This window comes from Streptomyces solitudinis (assembly GCF_036323765.1).
Lineage (GTDB): Bacteria > Actinomycetota > Actinomycetes > Streptomycetales > Streptomycetaceae > Streptomyces.
Map to the genome: position 1 here is coordinate 421,861 of NZ_JAZDCW010000005.1, position 16,428 is coordinate 438,288.

14 protein-coding genes are annotated in these 16,428 nt (G+C 75.4%); 3 read left to right on the forward strand and 11 right to left on the reverse strand.

The features are described from left to right. Nucleotides 1-33: 33 nt before the first annotated feature. From otsB to V1J52_RS15980, 4 genes are all read right to left on the reverse strand, one after another. Nucleotides 34-942 carry a trehalose-phosphatase gene (gene otsB, locus V1J52_RS15965; RefSeq protein ID WP_330140463.1) on the reverse strand — a complete coding sequence of 303 codons (909 nt, stop codon included), beginning with the start codon at nucleotides 940-942 and terminating at the stop codon, nucleotides 34-36. A 10-nt stretch (nucleotides 943-952) separates the two neighbouring features. Next, the gene (locus V1J52_RS15970) at nucleotides 953-1,171 is read right to left on the reverse strand and encodes a DUF3263 domain-containing protein (protein ID WP_330140594.1); all 219 of its coding nucleotides are present in this window, start codon (nucleotides 1,169-1,171) and stop codon (nucleotides 953-955) included. A gap of 151 nt (nucleotides 1,172-1,322) precedes the next feature. Continuing rightward, entirely contained in the window at nucleotides 1,323-2,573 is a 1,251-nt protein-coding gene (locus V1J52_RS15975; protein ID WP_330140464.1) for an extracellular solute-binding protein, read from the reverse strand. 242 nt (nucleotides 2,574-2,815) lie between these two features. Next, a complete protein-coding gene (locus V1J52_RS15980) occupies nucleotides 2,816-3,403 on the reverse strand; it encodes a flavin reductase family protein (protein WP_330140465.1) in 588 nt (195 codons plus the stop codon). Between the two features lie 293 nt (nucleotides 3,404-3,696). Between V1J52_RS15980 and cdgB the strand changes: the two genes are divergently transcribed. Continuing rightward, nucleotides 3,697-5,577, forward strand: coding sequence for a diguanylate cyclase CdgB (gene cdgB, locus V1J52_RS15985; RefSeq protein WP_330140595.1), 1,881 nt, complete (start codon nucleotides 3,697-3,699; stop codon nucleotides 5,575-5,577). 91 nt (nucleotides 5,578-5,668) lie between these two features. Then, on the forward strand, nucleotides 5,669-6,646 hold the full coding sequence (locus tag V1J52_RS15990) for a carbohydrate-binding protein (protein ID WP_330140466.1): 978 nt from the start codon (nucleotides 5,669-5,671) through the stop codon (nucleotides 6,644-6,646). 81 nt (nucleotides 6,647-6,727) lie between these two features. On the opposite strand, the gene nagA is transcribed toward V1J52_RS15990, so the two are convergent. The 3 genes from nagA to arfB form a co-directional block, all read right to left on the reverse strand. Further along, entirely contained in the window at nucleotides 6,728-7,984 is a 1,257-nt protein-coding gene (gene nagA, locus V1J52_RS15995; RefSeq protein ID WP_330140467.1) for an N-acetylglucosamine-6-phosphate deacetylase, read from the reverse strand. Further along, entirely contained in the window at nucleotides 7,981-8,919 is a 939-nt protein-coding gene (locus V1J52_RS16000) for an ROK family protein (RefSeq protein ID WP_330140468.1), read from the reverse strand. The genes nagA and V1J52_RS16000 overlap by 4 nt, the downstream gene beginning before the upstream one ends. A 177-nt stretch (nucleotides 8,920-9,096) precedes the next feature. Next, complete coding sequence (gene arfB / locus V1J52_RS16005) at nucleotides 9,097-9,525, reverse strand: alternative ribosome rescue aminoacyl-tRNA hydrolase ArfB (protein ID WP_330140469.1); 429 nt, start codon at nucleotides 9,523-9,525, stop codon at nucleotides 9,097-9,099. 169 nt (nucleotides 9,526-9,694) lie between these two features. On the opposite strand from arfB, the gene V1J52_RS16010 reads away from it, so the two are divergent. After that, a complete protein-coding gene (locus V1J52_RS16010; RefSeq protein ID WP_330140470.1) occupies nucleotides 9,695-10,270 on the forward strand; it encodes a TerD family protein in 576 nt (191 codons plus the stop codon). A 186-nt stretch (nucleotides 10,271-10,456) separates the two neighbouring features. Here the strand turns inward: V1J52_RS16010 and V1J52_RS16015 are convergent, their stop codons facing one another. The 4 genes from V1J52_RS16015 to V1J52_RS16030 form a co-directional block, all read right to left on the reverse strand. Further along, entirely contained in the window at nucleotides 10,457-12,490 is a 2,034-nt protein-coding gene (locus tag V1J52_RS16015) for a sigma-70 family RNA polymerase sigma factor (protein ID WP_330140471.1), read from the reverse strand. Nucleotides 12,491-12,790: 300 nt separating this feature from the next. After that, nucleotides 12,791-13,027: a hypothetical protein gene (locus tag V1J52_RS16020; protein ID WP_330140472.1), complete on the reverse strand. Its 237-nt coding sequence runs from the start codon at nucleotides 13,025-13,027 to the stop codon at nucleotides 12,791-12,793. A gap of 86 nt (nucleotides 13,028-13,113) precedes the next feature. Continuing rightward, nucleotides 13,114-14,415 (reverse strand): type III PLP-dependent enzyme domain-containing protein, encoded by a 1,302-nt coding sequence (locus V1J52_RS16025; protein ID WP_330140473.1) that lies wholly within the window; start codon nucleotides 14,413-14,415, stop codon nucleotides 13,114-13,116. Nucleotides 14,416-14,629: 214 nt separating this feature from the next. Next, nucleotides 14,630-16,276 (reverse strand): helix-turn-helix domain-containing protein, encoded by a 1,647-nt coding sequence (locus V1J52_RS16030; protein ID WP_330140474.1) that lies wholly within the window; start codon nucleotides 16,274-16,276, stop codon nucleotides 14,630-14,632. Nucleotides 16,277-16,428: the final 152 nt, after the last annotated feature.

The window sequence follows — 16,428 nt, forward strand, 5'->3', positions numbered from 1 at the left end:
CGACGGTGACGCGGCAGCGGTGACCGCCCGGCGTCAGAGCGCGGCGAGCAGGGCGGCGACGCCCTCGGGGCCGGGGACGACGACGTCCGCGCGGTCGGCCAGCTCCGTCACCTCGGTACTGCCGCTGCACACGAGCACGCCGGGCACTCCCTGCGCCCGGCGCTGCTCGACGGCGGCGAAGGCGGCCAGGTCCCCGAGGTCGTCGCCCGCGTAGAGCACGGGCCCCGCGTCCTTCTCGGCCAGGTAGGCCGTCAGCGCCACGCCCTTGTCCACGCCGTGCGGCCGCAGCTCCAGCACGAAGCGGCCCGGCTCGACGCGCAGTCCGTGGCGGGCGGCCAGCTCGGACAGCGGCTCGCGCAGTGCCGCGAAGGCCCCGGACGGGTCGGGGGCCCGCCGCGTGTGGACGGCGACGGCCAGCCCCTTGTCCTCGGTGGACACCCCTTCCGGCACGCCCAGCGACGCCAGCAGGCGGGGCAGTCCGGCGCGGACTTCGGCGATGCCCGGGTCCGGCGGCGGCACGCTGACCTCGCCGGTCGCGGCGTCCCAGCGCTCGGCGCCGTACGCCCCGAGGACGGTGAGGTTCTCCAGGCCCGGCACGCCCGCGAAGCCTCCGTAGCGCACGGCCAGCTCCGCGGGGCGGCCGGTGACGATGGCGACACCGCGCAGCCGGGGTGCGAGGCGTGCGAGTGCGGGCACCACGGCCGGGTGGGCGCGGGCCTGGTCGGGGTCGGCGACGATCGGGGCGAGGGTGCCGTCGAAGTCGAGTGCGACGACGGAGCGTTCCGGCTCCTCCCGCAGCGCGGCGAGTCCGGCCCGGCCCCCCGGGGTGGCGGGCCCGGGGATTTCGGCCCCGGTTCCCAAGGCCCGGCCGGGGGTCGCGTGGGGGGCCGCGGCGGCGGGGACGTCGGTGGGTGCGTCGGCGTGTGCGTCAGGGCTGCCCATGGCGGCGACCCTACCGGCGCGCGCGCCGTCCGTCCCGGCGGCGCCGCAGCCGGTTGACGGTCACCGGGTCGTGGGCGAGCGCGCGGGGGTCGTCCAGCAGGGCGTTGAGGAGCTGGTAGTAGCGGGTCGGCGAGATGCCCAGCCGCTCCCGGATGGCCCGCTCCTTCGCGCCGGGGCCGGACCAGCCGCGCCGCTCGACGGCGAGCACGGCCTCGTCCCGCGCCGACAGCCCGGCCCCGGCGGTCCCGGCAGGCTCCCCGGCCCCGGCAGCCCCGCCGGGCTCACCGGGCCCGTCCGGCCCGGCGCCGCCGCCGTCCGCTTCGTCCGTGTCCTCCGCGCTCACCACTCCAACGTAACCGCGTCCGCCGACAGCCGTCGGCTCACCGGCCGCCCGGCGCGGCCGACTCCTCGGCCCACGCCTTGCGCTGGAGCGAGCCGAGCACGTTCTCCGGACTGCCGCCGGGTGCGACGGCCTCGCCGATCGCGTTCTTGATGTCCTGGCTGGTCTGCGCCCAGGACACCTTGTCCACCGGGTAGAACTCGGCGACCGGGAGCTGTTCGAGGAACGGCCGCAGGTCCCGGTGGACGTCGTCCTCGCTCATCCGGTCGGACGCGGAGGTGGTGACGGGCAGCAGGTCGTAGCGCTCGGTGAAGGCGTAGTGCTGCTCCACCGAGAAGACGAAGTCGAGGAAGGCGCCGATCTCCTCGCGGTGCCCGTTCTGCTTGAAGCCCATGATCCAGTCGGCGACGCCCATGGTGGCGCTGGCGGCGCCCAGCCGGCCCGGCAGCGGCGCGGTGCCGTAGTCCACGTCCCCTTCGGCGGCCTGGCTCATCAGCGTCGGGTGCCCGTTGAGCATGCCGACCTCGCCGGCGGCGAACGCGTCGAAGACCTCCTGGCGGTCGGTCTCGCCGGGGGCCTGGGGGCCGGTCAGGCCGGTGCGGACCAGTTCGTCCCGCAGCCAGGTGAAGGTGCGGACGTTCTCGGCGGAGTCGATGGTGTAGCTGCCGACGTTGTCGGTGTACCCGCCACCGCCGCTGAGCATCCACATCATGGTCTCGGCCGGGGCCTCCTCCGGCCCGAGCGGGAGCCCGTAGGGAATCCTGACGCCCGCCTCCTTCAGCGCCCGGGCCGCCGTCCTCAGCTCCGCCCAGGACACCGGCGGCGCCTCGGGGTCGAGACCGGCACGGGCGAAGAGGGTCTTGTTGTAGAAGAGGAGCCGGGTGCTGGAGACGAACGGCAGCCCGTACTGCGTCCTGCGCAGTTCGCCGGCGCGGGCGAGGCCGGGCAGGAAGTCGGCCTGCACGGGTATGGAGAGCAGTTCGGAGGCGCTGTAGAGGTCGCCGCCCGCCGCGTAGTCGGCGTAGGCGCCGATCTGCGCGATGTCGGGGGCGTCACCCGCCGCGACCATGTCGGCGACGGCCTTGTCCACCTCGTTCCAGCTCAGGACGGTGACGTCGACGCCGATGTCCGGGTGCTCCTCGTGGAAGGCTTCGACGAGCCTGTCCCAGTACACCTGCGAGCCGTTGCCCTCCTGCGGGGTGCCGTAGTCGGCGGCGACGAGCTTCAGGGTGACGTCGCCGCCTCCGGGGCCGCCGCACGCCGTGGCCGACAACCCCACCGCGCCCGCCATGCCCGATGCCGCCAGGGCCAAAAACCGACGCCGCCGCACTACCTGTCCCCTTTGTCTGTCGCGGGGCGCTCGTGGCGCCCCCGTACCGAACCCGCACGTCAGTGCGCCCCTCGTGGGGCCGTGCGCAAGGTACGAGTGTCCACACCGCCGCACCGCCGGCGGACACCGGCCCCCGTTTACCGGACGTCCGCACCCTCCCCCGCCGCCGTCCGGAAGCCCCGGGCAGCCGGGCGTCCGGGCGCCTAGCCGAGCGTGCGGTAGCGGCCCTGGTAGTAGGTGAGGGGGCCGGACGGCCCGGACGGGACGGCGGCGGTGACCACGCGGGCCACCAGCAGCGTGTGGTCTCCGGCCGTGTGCCGCTGCTCGGTGCGGCACTCCAGCGCGGCCAGCGCGCCGTCCACCAGCGGGGCGCCGCTCGCCTCGCCCCGCACGTGCGGCAGCTCGGAGAACAGCAGCCGGTCGCTCAGCCGCCCCTTCATGGAGAAGCGGCCCGCGACCGGGCGCTGGTCCTCCGCGAGCAGGTTGGCGGCCCACAGCGGCGCGCGCTCCAGCACCTCGTCCATGCGGGAGCCGGTGCGCACGCTGAGCAGGACCAGCGGCGGGTCCAGGGAGACGGACACGAACGCCGTCGCCGTCATACCGGCGTGCGCGCCGTGCGGACCGTCCTCGGGGTCGAACGCCGTCACCAGGACGACGCCTCCCGCGAGCCGGGCCATAGCGGCCCGGAACTGCTCCTCGTTCACCCCTCCAGCATGCGGGACGGGGCCGCCGGCGGTGCGGTCGGCGTGCGGGGACGGGGTTCCGGTGCGGTGCGCTGCTGTCGGGTACACACGGGGAACGCTAACCAGCGCGTACCGGGGCACACATCGGACCGGGGAACCAGCCGGGTCCTAGGACCGGGCGACGGGCCCGCCCGGGCCCCACGTGCCGACGTCATATGTGGGGCTCTATGGGAGCGCTCGCAGTCCGTCCAGCCGTTGACGTGATCTTTGTTGTGACTTGAGTCACAGATGGGATTATTCGTTGACCCTGTGTACCGAGTGAGGAGCAGCCTGTGATTCAGTGGCCGTGGCACTCGCAGGAGTGGCACTCGGAGCAGACGGGCGATCCGCGGGGGAGGGCGATGGAGAGCGACTCCGGACCGTACGTACGCCTCACGACCCTGCGCCGTCTGCACCAGTCCGTGGCGCAGCTCAGCACCGCCCGCAGCCTCGCCGACACCCTCCAGACGGTCGCCGACGGCGTGGTGAACGGACTGGGTTTCGAGATGGCCGCCGTCAACCTGGTGCGGCCCGACGGCGACCTCGTCGTCGCCGCCGTCGCGGGCAGCACCGGAGCCGAGGCGATGATGGCGGGCCGCGTCGGCTCCCGCGCCTCCTGGGAGCGCCGGCTCGCGATGGGCGAGGCGTGGGGCGAGCTGCGGTTCGTCCCCTACACCGACGGCTGGGTGCTGGACGACGACGACGTGCCGCAGTGGCACACCCCGGGCCCGGCCCCCCGCTTCGCGGACGAGTGGCACCCGATGGACCGCCTCTTCGCCCCCATGTACACCCCGGACGACGAGCTGCTGGGCGTCATATCCGTCGACCGGCCCCGCTCCGGGCGCCGCCCCGGCTCCTGGGGCCGCGAGGCGTTGCAGATGTACGCCTTCCAGGCGGCCATCGCCATCAGCAACGCGCGGCTGCGCGCCAACATGCAGCGCGCCCTCGTCAGGCTGGAGCGGGAGCAGCAGGCCCTGCGGGCGAGCGAGGAGAGCTTCCGCGCGGCCTTCGAGTTCGCCCCCAGCGGCATGGCCATCGCCGAGATGGGCGGTGACCAGCACGGACGGCTCATCAAGACCAACGACGCCCTGTGCCGCCTGCTGGGCCGCTCGGCGTCGGCGATGCGCCGCTACTCCTTCTCCGACCTCGTCCACCCCGAGGACCTCGGCACCCTGCAGCGCACCGCCGTCGAGAACGGACGCGTCGAGCTGCGCATGCACCGCAGAGACGGCACCTACGTGTGGGTCTCCCTGCGCCACTCGGTGGTGGCCGACACCACGGACGGGCCGCGCTTCCTGCTGACGCACGTCGAGGACATCGAGGAACGCAAGCGGCACGAGCTGCAGCTCGCGCACCGGGCCAGCCACGACGCGCTGACCGGCCTGCCCAACAGCGCGGAGCTGCGCGCCCGGCTCAGCGCCCGGCTGTGCGAGCGCCCCGGCCCCGTCCCGGCGCACTCCCCCGGGCCGCACGGCGTGCCCGCGCACGCCTTCGCGGACCGGGGCTACGAACCGGGGACGCTGGAGCCGGACGCCTTCGGCGGCGACGGCCACGGGGCGGGCGGCTACGGCCCCGGCGGCTACGGGGGCGTGGCCTACGACGGCGGCCTCGCGGCGGAGGCGTACGACGGCCGCCTCGCGGCGGAGGGGTACCCGACGGAGGCGTACCCGGCCGAGGGGTACACCGCCGGCGGGTATCCGGCCGAGGCGTACGGAGGGGACGCCTTCGCGCCGGAGGGGCCCGGGGACGGCGGCTTCCCGGCGGACGGCGGCGCCCTGGTGGCGGTCGGCCCCGGCTTCGACCACCACACGCACCTGGTCGCCCCGGAGAGCGACGACCCGGGCGAGAAGGGGCTCGCCGTCCTCTTCTGCGATCTGGACGGCTTCAAGTCGATCAACGACCGCTACGGCCACCACTGCGGTGACGCGGTGCTGGTCGAGGTGGCCCGGCGGCTGGCCGGCGCGGTGCGGGACAACGACACCGTCGCCCGTCTCGGCGGAGACGAGTTCGTCGTGCTCGCCGACGGCCTCGGGCGGGCCGACGCCGGCGACCTCGCCGTGCGGCTGCGCAACGCGATCATCCCGCCCATACGTGTCGAAGGACGCACGGTCCGGGTGGGGGCGAGTTTCGGAATCGGCTGGGCTTCCTGCGGCCAGTCGGTCGAGGAGATCCTGCAATCCGCTGACCAGCGGATGTACGTGGAGAAGCGGTCCAGGGCCAAGAGCCACCGCCGCGCCGGGTAGGGCCGGACGCCGCTTAGCACGTCCCTCTCCGCTCACCCGAACGGGGTAGGCTGCGCCAGGTCAGCCATTTGCCGTATGAGGAGAGCAGGGGATGACCGCCGGTAACAACGGTACGAACACGCCGGAGGGCGACGACCCGTTCGGCTACCTGTACCGCCAGGAGGACGGCGCGCCCGCCCAGGGGCCCCAACAGGGTACTCCCCGCACCTCGTACCACCAGGTCAGGCCCGTCGGTGAACGCCGGTACGGGAACCAGGCCCCGCAGCAGGCCGCTCCCCAGCAGCAGTACCCGCAGCAGCCCGGCGGCACGTACCCGGGCGTGCACTACGCCGCGCCCGAGACGCAGCCCGGAGGCCGCGAGGCCGCCCGCCGCGAGGGGACCCGTCGCGCGGCGGGCTCCGGTGCGCACGGCGGCGGCCACGGCGCCCCGCAGCGGCGCAACGGGCTGCTGATCGCCGCGCTCGCGGTCGTCGGCGCGGTGGTCATCGGTGTCGGCGCCGCCGTCGCCTTCAGCGGGGACGACGACGCGAAGAACGCCGGGGCGGACACCTCGGCGGCCGGTCAGGCGCAGGGCGGCGACGGGCAGCAGGACGGCGGGGACTCCGGGGACGGCGGGAAGAAGGACGAGGCCGAGGCGGCACCGCTGCCCTCCGAGGACGCCTCCAGCCTCCGCCTGGACGGCGGCCCGCAGGTGGCGGCCGACGTGCAGGGCTCCAAGGCCAGGGACGGCAAGTACGTCGCCCCGTTCAACCAGCCGGGCGCCGCGGCGACGTGGACGGCCGAGGTGCCCGAGGCGGGCCAGTACACCGTCTACGTCGGCTACACCGTGCCCGGCAAGGACATGAACGCGACCCTCACCCTCAACGGGGAGCCGCAGAACCGGCCGCTGAACATGAAGAACTTCGCCCGCGCGAAGGAGAACGACTGGGCCAAGGGCTGGACGCAGACCTACGCCTGGGTGGAGCTGAAGGAAGGCACGAACACCGTCCGGGTGTCGTGCGAGGAGGGCAACGCCTGCGACTTCGCGCTGGACCGCGTCTGGCTGGAGAAGGGCCACGTGGGCGGCTGACGGAAGTCCGCCGCCCGCGCCGTGCGGACGCGGGCGGCGCCGCCGGGGCCGCCCCGCCCGGCCGCGCCCGTCAGGCCCCGCTCACCGTGCGGACGGTGCGGGTTCCACGATCCACCCGCCCCGGCGCAGCACGCCGCGCACCGTCCAGTCCCCGTCCAGCACGACGAGGTCGGCGTCCAGGCCCGGTGCGATCGCGCCCACCCGGTCGGCCAGCCCCAGCAGCCGCGCGGGGGTGGCCGAGACCGCGCGCACGGCGTCCTCGACGGCCAGCCCGTCCACGGTGACCGCCCGGCGCAGCGCCGTGTCCAGCGTGAGCGTGGAACCGGCGATGGCGCCGTCCCGCGCGAGCCGGGCGACGCCGTCCACGACGTCCACCTCCATCGGGCCGAGCTGGTAGCGGCCGTCCCCGAACCCGGCGGCGTCCATGGCGTCGGTGATGAACGCGACGCGGTCGCCGCCCGCGCGGGCGAAGGCCAGTTGCAGCGCCGCCGGGTGCAGGTGGGTGCCGTCGTTGATCAGCTCGACGGTGACGCGCTCGTCCTCCAGCAGCGCGGCGATCGGCCCCGGCGCGCGGTGGCCCAGCCCCGGCATGGCGTTGAACAGGTGGGTGGCGACGGTGGCCCCGGCGTCGACGGCCTCGCGGGTCTGCTCGTAGGTGGCGTCGGTGTGCCCGACGGCCGCGATCACCCCGTGGTCGGCCAGCAGCCGGACGGAGTCGATGCCGCCGGGCCGCTCGGTGGCCAGCGTGCACATGACGGCGGTGCCGTGGGCGGCGTCCACCAGTTTGCGCACCTCAGCCGGGTCGGGGTCGCGCAGCAGTTCCTCACTGTGCGCGCCCTTGCGGCACGGCGAGATGAACGGCCCCTCGAAGTGGACGCCGGCCAGATCGCCCTGCTGCACCAGCTCGGCCAGCAGCGCGGCCTGGCGGGCCAGCACGTCGAGGTCGCCGGTCACGGTGGAGGCGACGAGCGTGGTGGTGCCGTGCGCGCGGTGGGTGCGCACACCGGTGAGCACGTCCTCGGCGGTGCCGGAGGTGAAGGAGGCGCCGCCGCCGCCGTGGTTGTGCAGGTCGACGAAGCCGGGGACGAGCCAGTGGCCGGTGAGGTCGAGCGCGCCGTCCGCCCCCGCCCCGCCGGACGCCGTTCCCCCGGACGCCGTCCCGCCGGGTTCCGGCGCCCCCGCCGCCCCGGCGGCCCCCGCCGCCGTCACGGCGGTGATCCGCCGCCCTTCGACGGTCACCCGGCCGCCGTCCAGGACGCCCGACGGCGTCACCACCCGGGCACCGCTCAGCACCGTGCGCCCCGGCCTTGCCTGCGCCGTCGTCATCGCCGTGGTCATCGGCTCGCAACCTCCGCGGAGAGTAGATCCCAGGCGAGAAGTCCCGCGCCCAGGCAGCCGGCGGCGTCCCCCAGGGCCGCCGGCACGATCGAGGGCAGCCGCTGGAACGTCACCCGGTCCCGCACGGCCCCGCGCAACGGGGTGAACAGCGTGTCGCCCGCCTCGGCCAGCCCGCCGCCGATGATCAGCATGCGGGGGTCGAGCAGTGTGAGGGCGGTGACGAGGCCGGTGGCCAGGGCGTCGATCGCGTCCTGCCACACGGCGACGGCCCGCGGGTCCCCCGCCACGACGGCGCGGGCGGCGTCGGCGGCGGTGGCCGCCGGGTCCCCGCTGGCAGCGGCCCACGCGCGGCCCACGGCGGAGGCCGAGGCCATCGTCTCCAGGCAGCCGCGCTGCCCGCAGCCGCACTCGGGCCCCGCGGGCCGCACGACGACGTGGCCGATCTCACCGGCGCCGCCGTGGGCACCGGCCTCCACTCGCCCGTCCAGACCAATGGCGCCGGCGATGCCGGTGCCCAGCGGCACGAACAGGAACCGGTCCACGCCCGCGCCTGCGCCGATGCGGCCTTCGGCGAGGCCGCCGGTGCGCACGTCGTGGCCCAGCGCGACGGGCAGGCTGGCACCCAGGCGCTCGGCGAGCAGGGCGCGCAGGGGCACGTCTTTCCAGCCCAGGTTGGCGGAGAAGCGCACGACACCTTCCGGCTCGTCCAGGATGCCGGGCACGACGACTCCGGCGGCGGCCGGTCCCGTCCCGTAGCGGTCGGCGCCGACGCGGCGCAGTTCGTCGGCGAAGTCCAGGACGGCGGCGGTGACGGCGTCGGGACCGCGCTTGCGGCCGGTGGGGCGGCGCGCCTCGTGCAGCAGGCGGCCGTCAGGGCCCACCAGGGCGGCCTTCATCCCGGTGCCGCCCACATCGAGGGCGATGACGTATCTCACGGGGGTCAGTGTCGCCCGAGAAGGCGTGAAAGGTCTAGTCCACTCTCGATGTGGAATGGGAGCGCACCCGCACGACGGCACCGGTTCCGGCTCCCGGACGTGCGGGCGGCGGGGCGCGGGAGGCGGCGCCCGGCAGGCGGCGCGCGGCAGGCGGCGCGCGGCAGGAACGTGCGCCGCTCAGTCCCAGCCGCGTCCCTGCCGGCCGCGCTTGACGTCGCTGCGGTGCCGCTTGCCCCGCAGCCGCCGCTCGTTGACGCCGCGCGGCACCCGCTTCGGCTTCCGCGCCCGCGGCGGCGGGGCCGTGGCCTCCGCCAGCAGCGACGCCATGCGGACGGCCGCGCTCTCCCGGTTCCGCCACTGCGAGCGGTGCTCGGCGGAGCGCACGACGAGGACGCCCCCGACCAGCCGCCCGGCCAGCCGCTCCAGCGCCCGTTCCTTCCACACCGGCGGCAGCGCGTCCGTCCCGGCCAGGTCGAAGCGCAGCTCGACCTGGCTGTCGGTGGTGTTGACGTGCTGCCCGCCCGGCCCGGACGAGCGGGAGAACCGCCAGGTCAGCTCGGCTTGGGGGAGGGCGACGGAGCCTCGGATGAGGTAGGGACCGGACATACGTCCATCGTTCCCGCCCGCAGCGCCCGCGCGCACACCGTTTTCGTCACGGATTCCGCGCGCGAATTTCCCACGGCTGGAACCCGCGCGTACCCACGCGACGTTGTGGGGAGTGACTGTACCGTCGTCGGCACCTGACGAGCGGAACCACGAGAGAGGGACATATCCCATGGCTGTGAGCCTGTCCAAGGGCGGCAACGTATCGCTCACCAAGGAGGCCCCGGGCCTCACCGCGGTTACGGTCGGCCTCGGCTGGGACGTCCGCACGACCACGGGCACCGACTTCGACCTGGACGCGAGCGCCATCGCGGTCAACGCCGCGGGGAAGGTGCACTCCGACCAGCACTTCATCTTCTTCAACAACACCGCGTCGCCCGAGCAGGCGATCGTGCACACCGGTGACAACCGCACCGGCGAGGGCTCCGGCGACGACGAGCAGATCAACGTCAACCTGGAGACGCTCCCGGCGGAGATCGACAAGATCGTCTTCCCGGTCTCCATCTACGACGCCGAGTCGCGGAGCCAGAGCTTCGGCCAGGTGCGCAACGCGTTCATCCGCATCATCAACCAGGCCAACCAGCAGGAGATCGCCCGCTACGACCTGAGCGAGGACGCCGCCACCGAGACGGCCATGGTCTTCGGCGAGATCTACCGCAACGGCGCCGAGTGGAAGTTCCGCGCGGTCGGCCAGGGCTACGCCTCCGGCCTCACCGGCATCGCCCAGGACTTCGGCGTCAACGTCTGACGTCGGCGTCTGACGTCGGACGCTGACGTCTGAGCACGTCCTGCTCCGCCGGGACGCCGCCCGCGCACCGCGGGACACCAGCGGCGTCCCGGCCGCACGAAGGCCCCCCGGCCACGCGCCGGGGGGCCTTCCGCGTCCCCGGCCGCGGCACGGGCCGGAACGGGAGCCCCGCGCGCTCGCCCGCGTTCACGGTGCCGAGCGGAAGGCCCTGCCCTGCGGGGTCACCGTGGAACCGTCGCGGAACAGCGTCGTGCCGGGGCCCGTCTCGTCGGTGCCGAGCCCGAACCAGGCGTACCGCTGGAGGTAGGGCAGCCCGGCGAGCATCTTCGTCGCCGAGGCCAGGAAGGCGGCCTGCTCCTCGTCCGTCGGGAAGCGGGTGCCCTGGGAGAAGTCGATGAGGGCGAACTCGGTCAGCCAGACCGGCTTCCCGTAGCGCTCGTGGACGGCGTCCAGGTAGCCGCGCAGCTGTTCCACGGCCGCCTCGGTGCGGAAGTCGGCGCCGTACCAGTGCAGCGCGATGAAGTCGACGCGCAGGCCCCGCTCCTCGGCCCCGGTCATGAAGCGGTCCAGCCAGCCGCCCGGCTGGTCTCCCCCGAAGGCGACGGCGGGGCTGCCGAGCACGCTGCCGGTCGACTCCAGCCGCGGCCACAGGTCGAGGGCCTGCTCGACGGACATGTCGGCCTGGGAGTCGAAGTCGGGCTCGTTGAAGCCCAGCAGGTAGGGGCCGGACGCCTCGGCCTCCGCCAGGGCCTGCGGCGTGACGCTGTCCGCCCCCCAGATCATCGGGATGAACTGGGCCCCGGCGGACGCGGGGACGCCGGGGTGGGCGGTGGACCAGGTGTAGTACCAGCCCGCGCCGGACTCGTCCAGCGCCTTCGCCGCCCCGGGGAAGGACCAGACGCCGACGCCCTTGCGGCTCGTGGTGACCACCGGCGCCGTCGCCCCCGGCCCCGTGGCCGCCCGGCGGCCGGACGGCGACGGGTCGGGGGCGGGCGTGGGGGCAGCGGCGGCCGAAGAGGACGGCGGCGCGCTCCGCGCGGGCCCGGCCGTCCCGGCGCCGCCGGACGCGGCGGGGGCCGCAGTGGGCGGGGTGGCCGGGGCAGCCGGGGCGGCCGGGGCGGAGGTCAGCGGCGCGGGCCCGGGAGCCGCGGCCGGTGCCGGGCCGCCGTCGGGCGACGGCAGCAGGGCCCAGGCGCCGAGCACGACCACGGCGGTCGCCACCGCCGCGGCGGCCGTACCGGCGTACCGCCGGGGCCCTTCCCGGCGCCGCCGGCGTCCGGAGCGCCCGGCCGCGTGGGAGCCGCCGCACCGCCCGGGCGCGGACGCCGACGCGTCCGGCGCCGCCGCGTGCGGGTCCGGCACCGGGTGCGCGTCCGGCGCCGCCCGGCCCGGGTCCGCCGCCTGCGCGTCCGGCCCGAGCGCCTCCGACACGGCCCGGTGCAGGACGGCCGGCGGCGCGAGCAGCGGAAGGCCCGTGAGCAGCCGCGCCACCGGCACCGCGCGGCCGTGCCCGTCCCCGCACCGGTGGCAGCCGCGCAGGTGCCGGGCGATCCGCTTGCGCCACAGCGGGCCCGGGCGGGCGTCCCAGGTGGCGGTCGTCTCGGCGAGGCCCGGACAGGGCGGCTGGACGGCCAGCGCCCGCACGACGCTCCTGCCCACGTCGAGCTGTTCCCTGAGCCGCTGTATCCGCACCGCCGTGTGCCGCCCCGACAGCCCGAGCGCCCCGCACACCTCGGCCCGGCTCAGCTGCCCGGACTCCTCCAGCCACCACAGGGACAGCAGTTCCCGCTGCTCGTCCTCCAGCCAGCGCGTGGCCTCCACGACCTCACGGCGGTCGTCGTCCAGCTGGAGCCGGAGGACCGTCAGCGACGCGAAGTCGGACGCCGGATCGGGCACCTGGGCGACCCGGTCCATCGGCTCGTGCCGCTGCCGGTCCCGCTGACGGTCCCTCATCCAGTCCCGGATCCGCCGCACGGTGATGGCCACCAGCCACGCCCGGTACGCCGAGGGGTCCTCCAGCCGGTCCAGTCCGCGCACCACGCGCAGCAGCGTCTCCTGCACGACGTCGTCCACGTCCTGATGCCCGTCCAGGGCGCGGCCGACGAGGTTGTAGACCAGCGGCAGGGACCGTGCCACCAGCCCGTCCACCGCTCGCGGATCACCGGCGCGGGCGGCGGACACCAGGGCGCCGTCGAGGTCGTGCCCGTGGTCTGCACCCATGGCCGTCTTCTCCCTCTTCTCATGCTCCGGGGCCTTCCTGCCCGCACGAGCCCGGCGAGGACCCGGCGATCGGCACCCGGCCCCGGTACAGGAGACGTCGGCGGACCGGCACGACAACGAAAAATCCGCGCCCGGCCTCCACCCCCTCCGGGCAGGCCGCCGGACACCCGGCGGTACGGCCCCGGGGCCACCGGGCGGACCGGTGCCGGGACCGTACCAGGGCCGTGCGCCCCCGGCCGGGCCACGTACGCTCCGCCTGCCCGCTGCGACGCCGCGCCGGCCGGCCCGGCTGCTCCGCAATCAGCGGGTCCGCGCCCACACCACCAGCAGACCCGTCACGGCCGTGCCCGCGCCGTAGCACGCGCCCCGGAGGAACTGGTCGGCCGCGACGCGCCGACGGCGGGAGACCCACCGGGCGGCGTCACGGGCCGTCCGGCCGCAGCGCACCCCCGCGGCCGTCAGCCGCCGCCTGGCGGCCGCCCACCGGCTCGGGGGCGCCGCGTCCCCCGCGGGGCGCCGGTCGCGCCGTGCCTTCATGGCGGTTGCACCTGCCTTCCTTGACGTCGTGGTCTTCCGCGGGCATCCGGATGTGCCCGGCCGGGGGTCGCGCGCGGGCGCGAGGATCACCGCGCGGTGGGGACCGGGCCCGGGTGGGCGGCCTGCGCGGGGCGGAGCAGCCGGAAGGCGACCTGGCCGTGGGCGTCGGTGCGGGCCCCGTGCACGGCGGGTTCGGGCAGGCTGTTGTAGTGGAAGGGCGTGGAGAAGTAGTAGGCGCCGGTGTCCGGGACGACGACGATGTCCTCGGGCTCGAGCAGGGGCAGGGTGCGGCCGCGTGCCAGCAGGTCGCCGGCGAAGCAGCACGGTCCCGCGACGTCCTGTGGCACGGGGCGGCTGCTCTTGGCGCGGCCGCGGCGGTCGTGGGCCTCGATCCGCACCGGCCACGCGTCGGGGGCGAACACGGTCCGGGTGGCGACCTGGGCCCCGGCGTGGGTGATCGCGACGGGACGCCCGCCGACGGTCTTGGTGTACTCCACGTACGCGGCGGTGAACCCGTTCTTGGCCATGACGGAGCGGCCGAACTCGGTGACGATCTCGTACGCGCCGGAGAACAGGGCGGGCACGTGCTCGCGCAGGGCGTCCACGTAGGTGCCGAAGCCGGGGGACGTCTCGTCGCTGCCGAAGTCGACCGGCAGTCCTCCCCCGATGTCGATGCCGGTGACCTGCCGGTGGCCGAGGCTGTCGTTGACCTTCTCGGCGAACGCCACCGCCTTCGCCACGCCCCGGGCCATCAGTTCCAGGGGGCAGCCCTGGGAGCCGACGTGCGTGTGCACCCAGGTCAGCCAGGGACGGTCCCGGTACGCCTGGAGCAGCAGCTCTCCGTTGCCCTCGTCCTCCAGGGGGACGCCGAACTTCGAGGTCGCCGTGGCCGTGCTCATGGCGGAGATCGCACCGCCGCCGACCTGCGGATTGACGCGCACGCCGATGCGGGATGCGGAAGAGCGGGACGCCAGGAGCCCGTCCAGCCGCGTGAGTTCCTGGAAGCTGTCCGCGTTCACCGCGATCCCCAGGTCCAGGGCAAGGGCCAGTTCCGCCCGGGACTTGGCCGGGGAGTCGAACACGATGTGTGCCGGATCGAAGCCCGCCTCCAGCGCCTGGCCGAGTTCCCCGGCGCTGGCCACCTCGCAGCCCATGCCGCTCCGGCGCAGTTCTGCCAGCACCGGGACCAGGCAGTTCGCCTTCGCCGCGAACGCGTGCAGGACCCGGAGGGAGGCGGGGAACGCGCTCCGCAGGGACGTGACGGTGTCGTTGACGGCGTCGAGGTCGATGAACCCGGCCAGGACGGCCTTCTCGGGTTCGAGGAGGCCCTGCTCCACGGCTGCCCGCAGTATCCGCTCACGCCGTCCGGCCTTGTCGCAACCACTCATGGTGCACCTTTCCTGGGTCCGGGGTCTCGACCGCCCACGGCCGCTGCCGGGCGGACCACCAGACTCCCGCCGGAGCGGTGCGGGCGTCTTCGTCGGGAGTACCGGTGTTCCGCCGCGCGGTTCTCACCGCGGGGCGAAGACCCGGGCGCGGGACGGACACCGTCGTGCCCGGGCACGACGGAACCGGCCCTTCCTCGTGGCGGGGCCCGACGGCTCACGCCTCCCGGCCGCCGCGGTCGAGGAGGCGCAGCTGCAGTTCGGCGAGGAGCCGGGCGTCCGGGTCGCGGAGGTCGATCCCGGACACCTCGGTGAGCCGGCTGACCCGGTGCCGCAGGCTGTTCGCGTGCACACCGAGCGCCCGTGCGGTGTCCGGCACGTGCCCGAAGTGGTCGAGGTACGCCCGCAGGGTCCGCACCATCGTGCCGCCGCCGTGCCCGGCGTCGTACGCCACCAGGCGTGCCACCGGTGTGTCCGGTGCCAGGGCCGGCCCCGCCAGCGCGTCCAGCATCCGGTGCAGGGCGATCGTCTCGGCCACCTCGCTCGCGAAGGCGACGGCGCGGCCTGTGCCCGGCGCAAGCAGTGCCCTCAGCGCCAGATCCGCCGAGCGGCGGGACTCGGGCAGCTCCGCCAGGTCCTCCACCACCGTGCCGAGGCCGATCCTCGCCTCCGGGCCGGAGGCGTCGGCCAGCTGCCGGACCAGTGACCTCCCCAGCCGCGCGACCTGTTCGACGGCCCGACGCTGGTCCTGGTGCAGCGCGCCCACCAGCACCCACGCCCCCTGCTCGGCGGGCACCGCCACCGGTGTGAGGCCGTGCGCGCCGCAGCACACCGCCAGCAGGGCGCACAGCTTCCCGGCCCCTTCCCCTTCCCGGGCGGCTCCGGAGCGCACCGCGAGGACGGCGCAGTGGCCCCGCGCCGGAATGCCGGTGCGTTCGGTCAGCGCCGCGGCCGTCCCCCGGCCGTCGAGCAGCGCACGGGCCGCGTCCTCGGCCAGCCGGGCGTGCGTGCGGTGCGACCGGTGGTGCACCAGGTGCGCGGCGGCCACCCGTGCCGCTGACCGCAACGTCTCGGAGGCATGCGGCGGGAGGTCGCCGCCGGCGGCCGCCACCCAGATCGATCCGAGGATCTCCCCGCCCGCCCGGACCGCCACCACCAGCCGTTCGGGGTCCGCGCCGCGCGCAGGCCGGTGGATGACGTCGCCCGTCCCCCACAGCGCCTGGAAGAACCCGGCCTCCCGCATGGCGGAGACCCGCCACTGCGGCACCCGGCGGCCGAGGATCGTCAGCCTGCGCAGCTCGTCCACGTCCTCCTGGGTGGAGGAGTACGCCAGGACCCGGGACTCCACGTCCTCGATCGTCACCGCGCCGCCGACGAGGACCGCCACCGCGTCGGCCAGCCCGTTCAGGTCGCCCAGCGCCACGGCTGCCACCGCCGGATCGGCGGGGGCCCCGGAGAGGACCAGACCGGCCCGCAGCGCGCCGACCAGCTCGGTCCAGCCGAACCACGCCGTCCGCAGGAGGACCGCCGTACCGGCGCCCTCGGCGGCGGCCAGCAGCGTCCTGGGGAGCCGCCCGGACCTTCCCTGTCCGAAGACCACCGCGGCCGCTCCCGACTCAGCGGCCTCCCGCACGGTGTCGACGGCGGCGGCCGACTGCGGGTCGACGCCCACGGCCAGCAGGACCTGGCCCCGCGGCAGCCCCGGCTCCAGCCGGTCGAGCACCGTGACCCCCTCGACCGGCATCTCCAGGCCGCGCGGAGCCACACACAGCTCCAGCGCACCGGCCCCCATGACCGACAGCAGCCGTGCCAGCGTCGGCCCCGACGCGGCGTCACCCCGCCCGGCTGATCCGTGCAACGCCATCCGGCCCCCCGCCCACGTCCGCGCACCGCGTGACCGTGAGTGTAGGAGCAGTCACATGGTCGACGCGACGCCTCCGCCGAAGTCAGCCCGGAGCTTTCCACGCCCCCGCGGGGCCGCCGGGGCGCTCCCGGTGGCGTGGAGCCCCGCCCAGC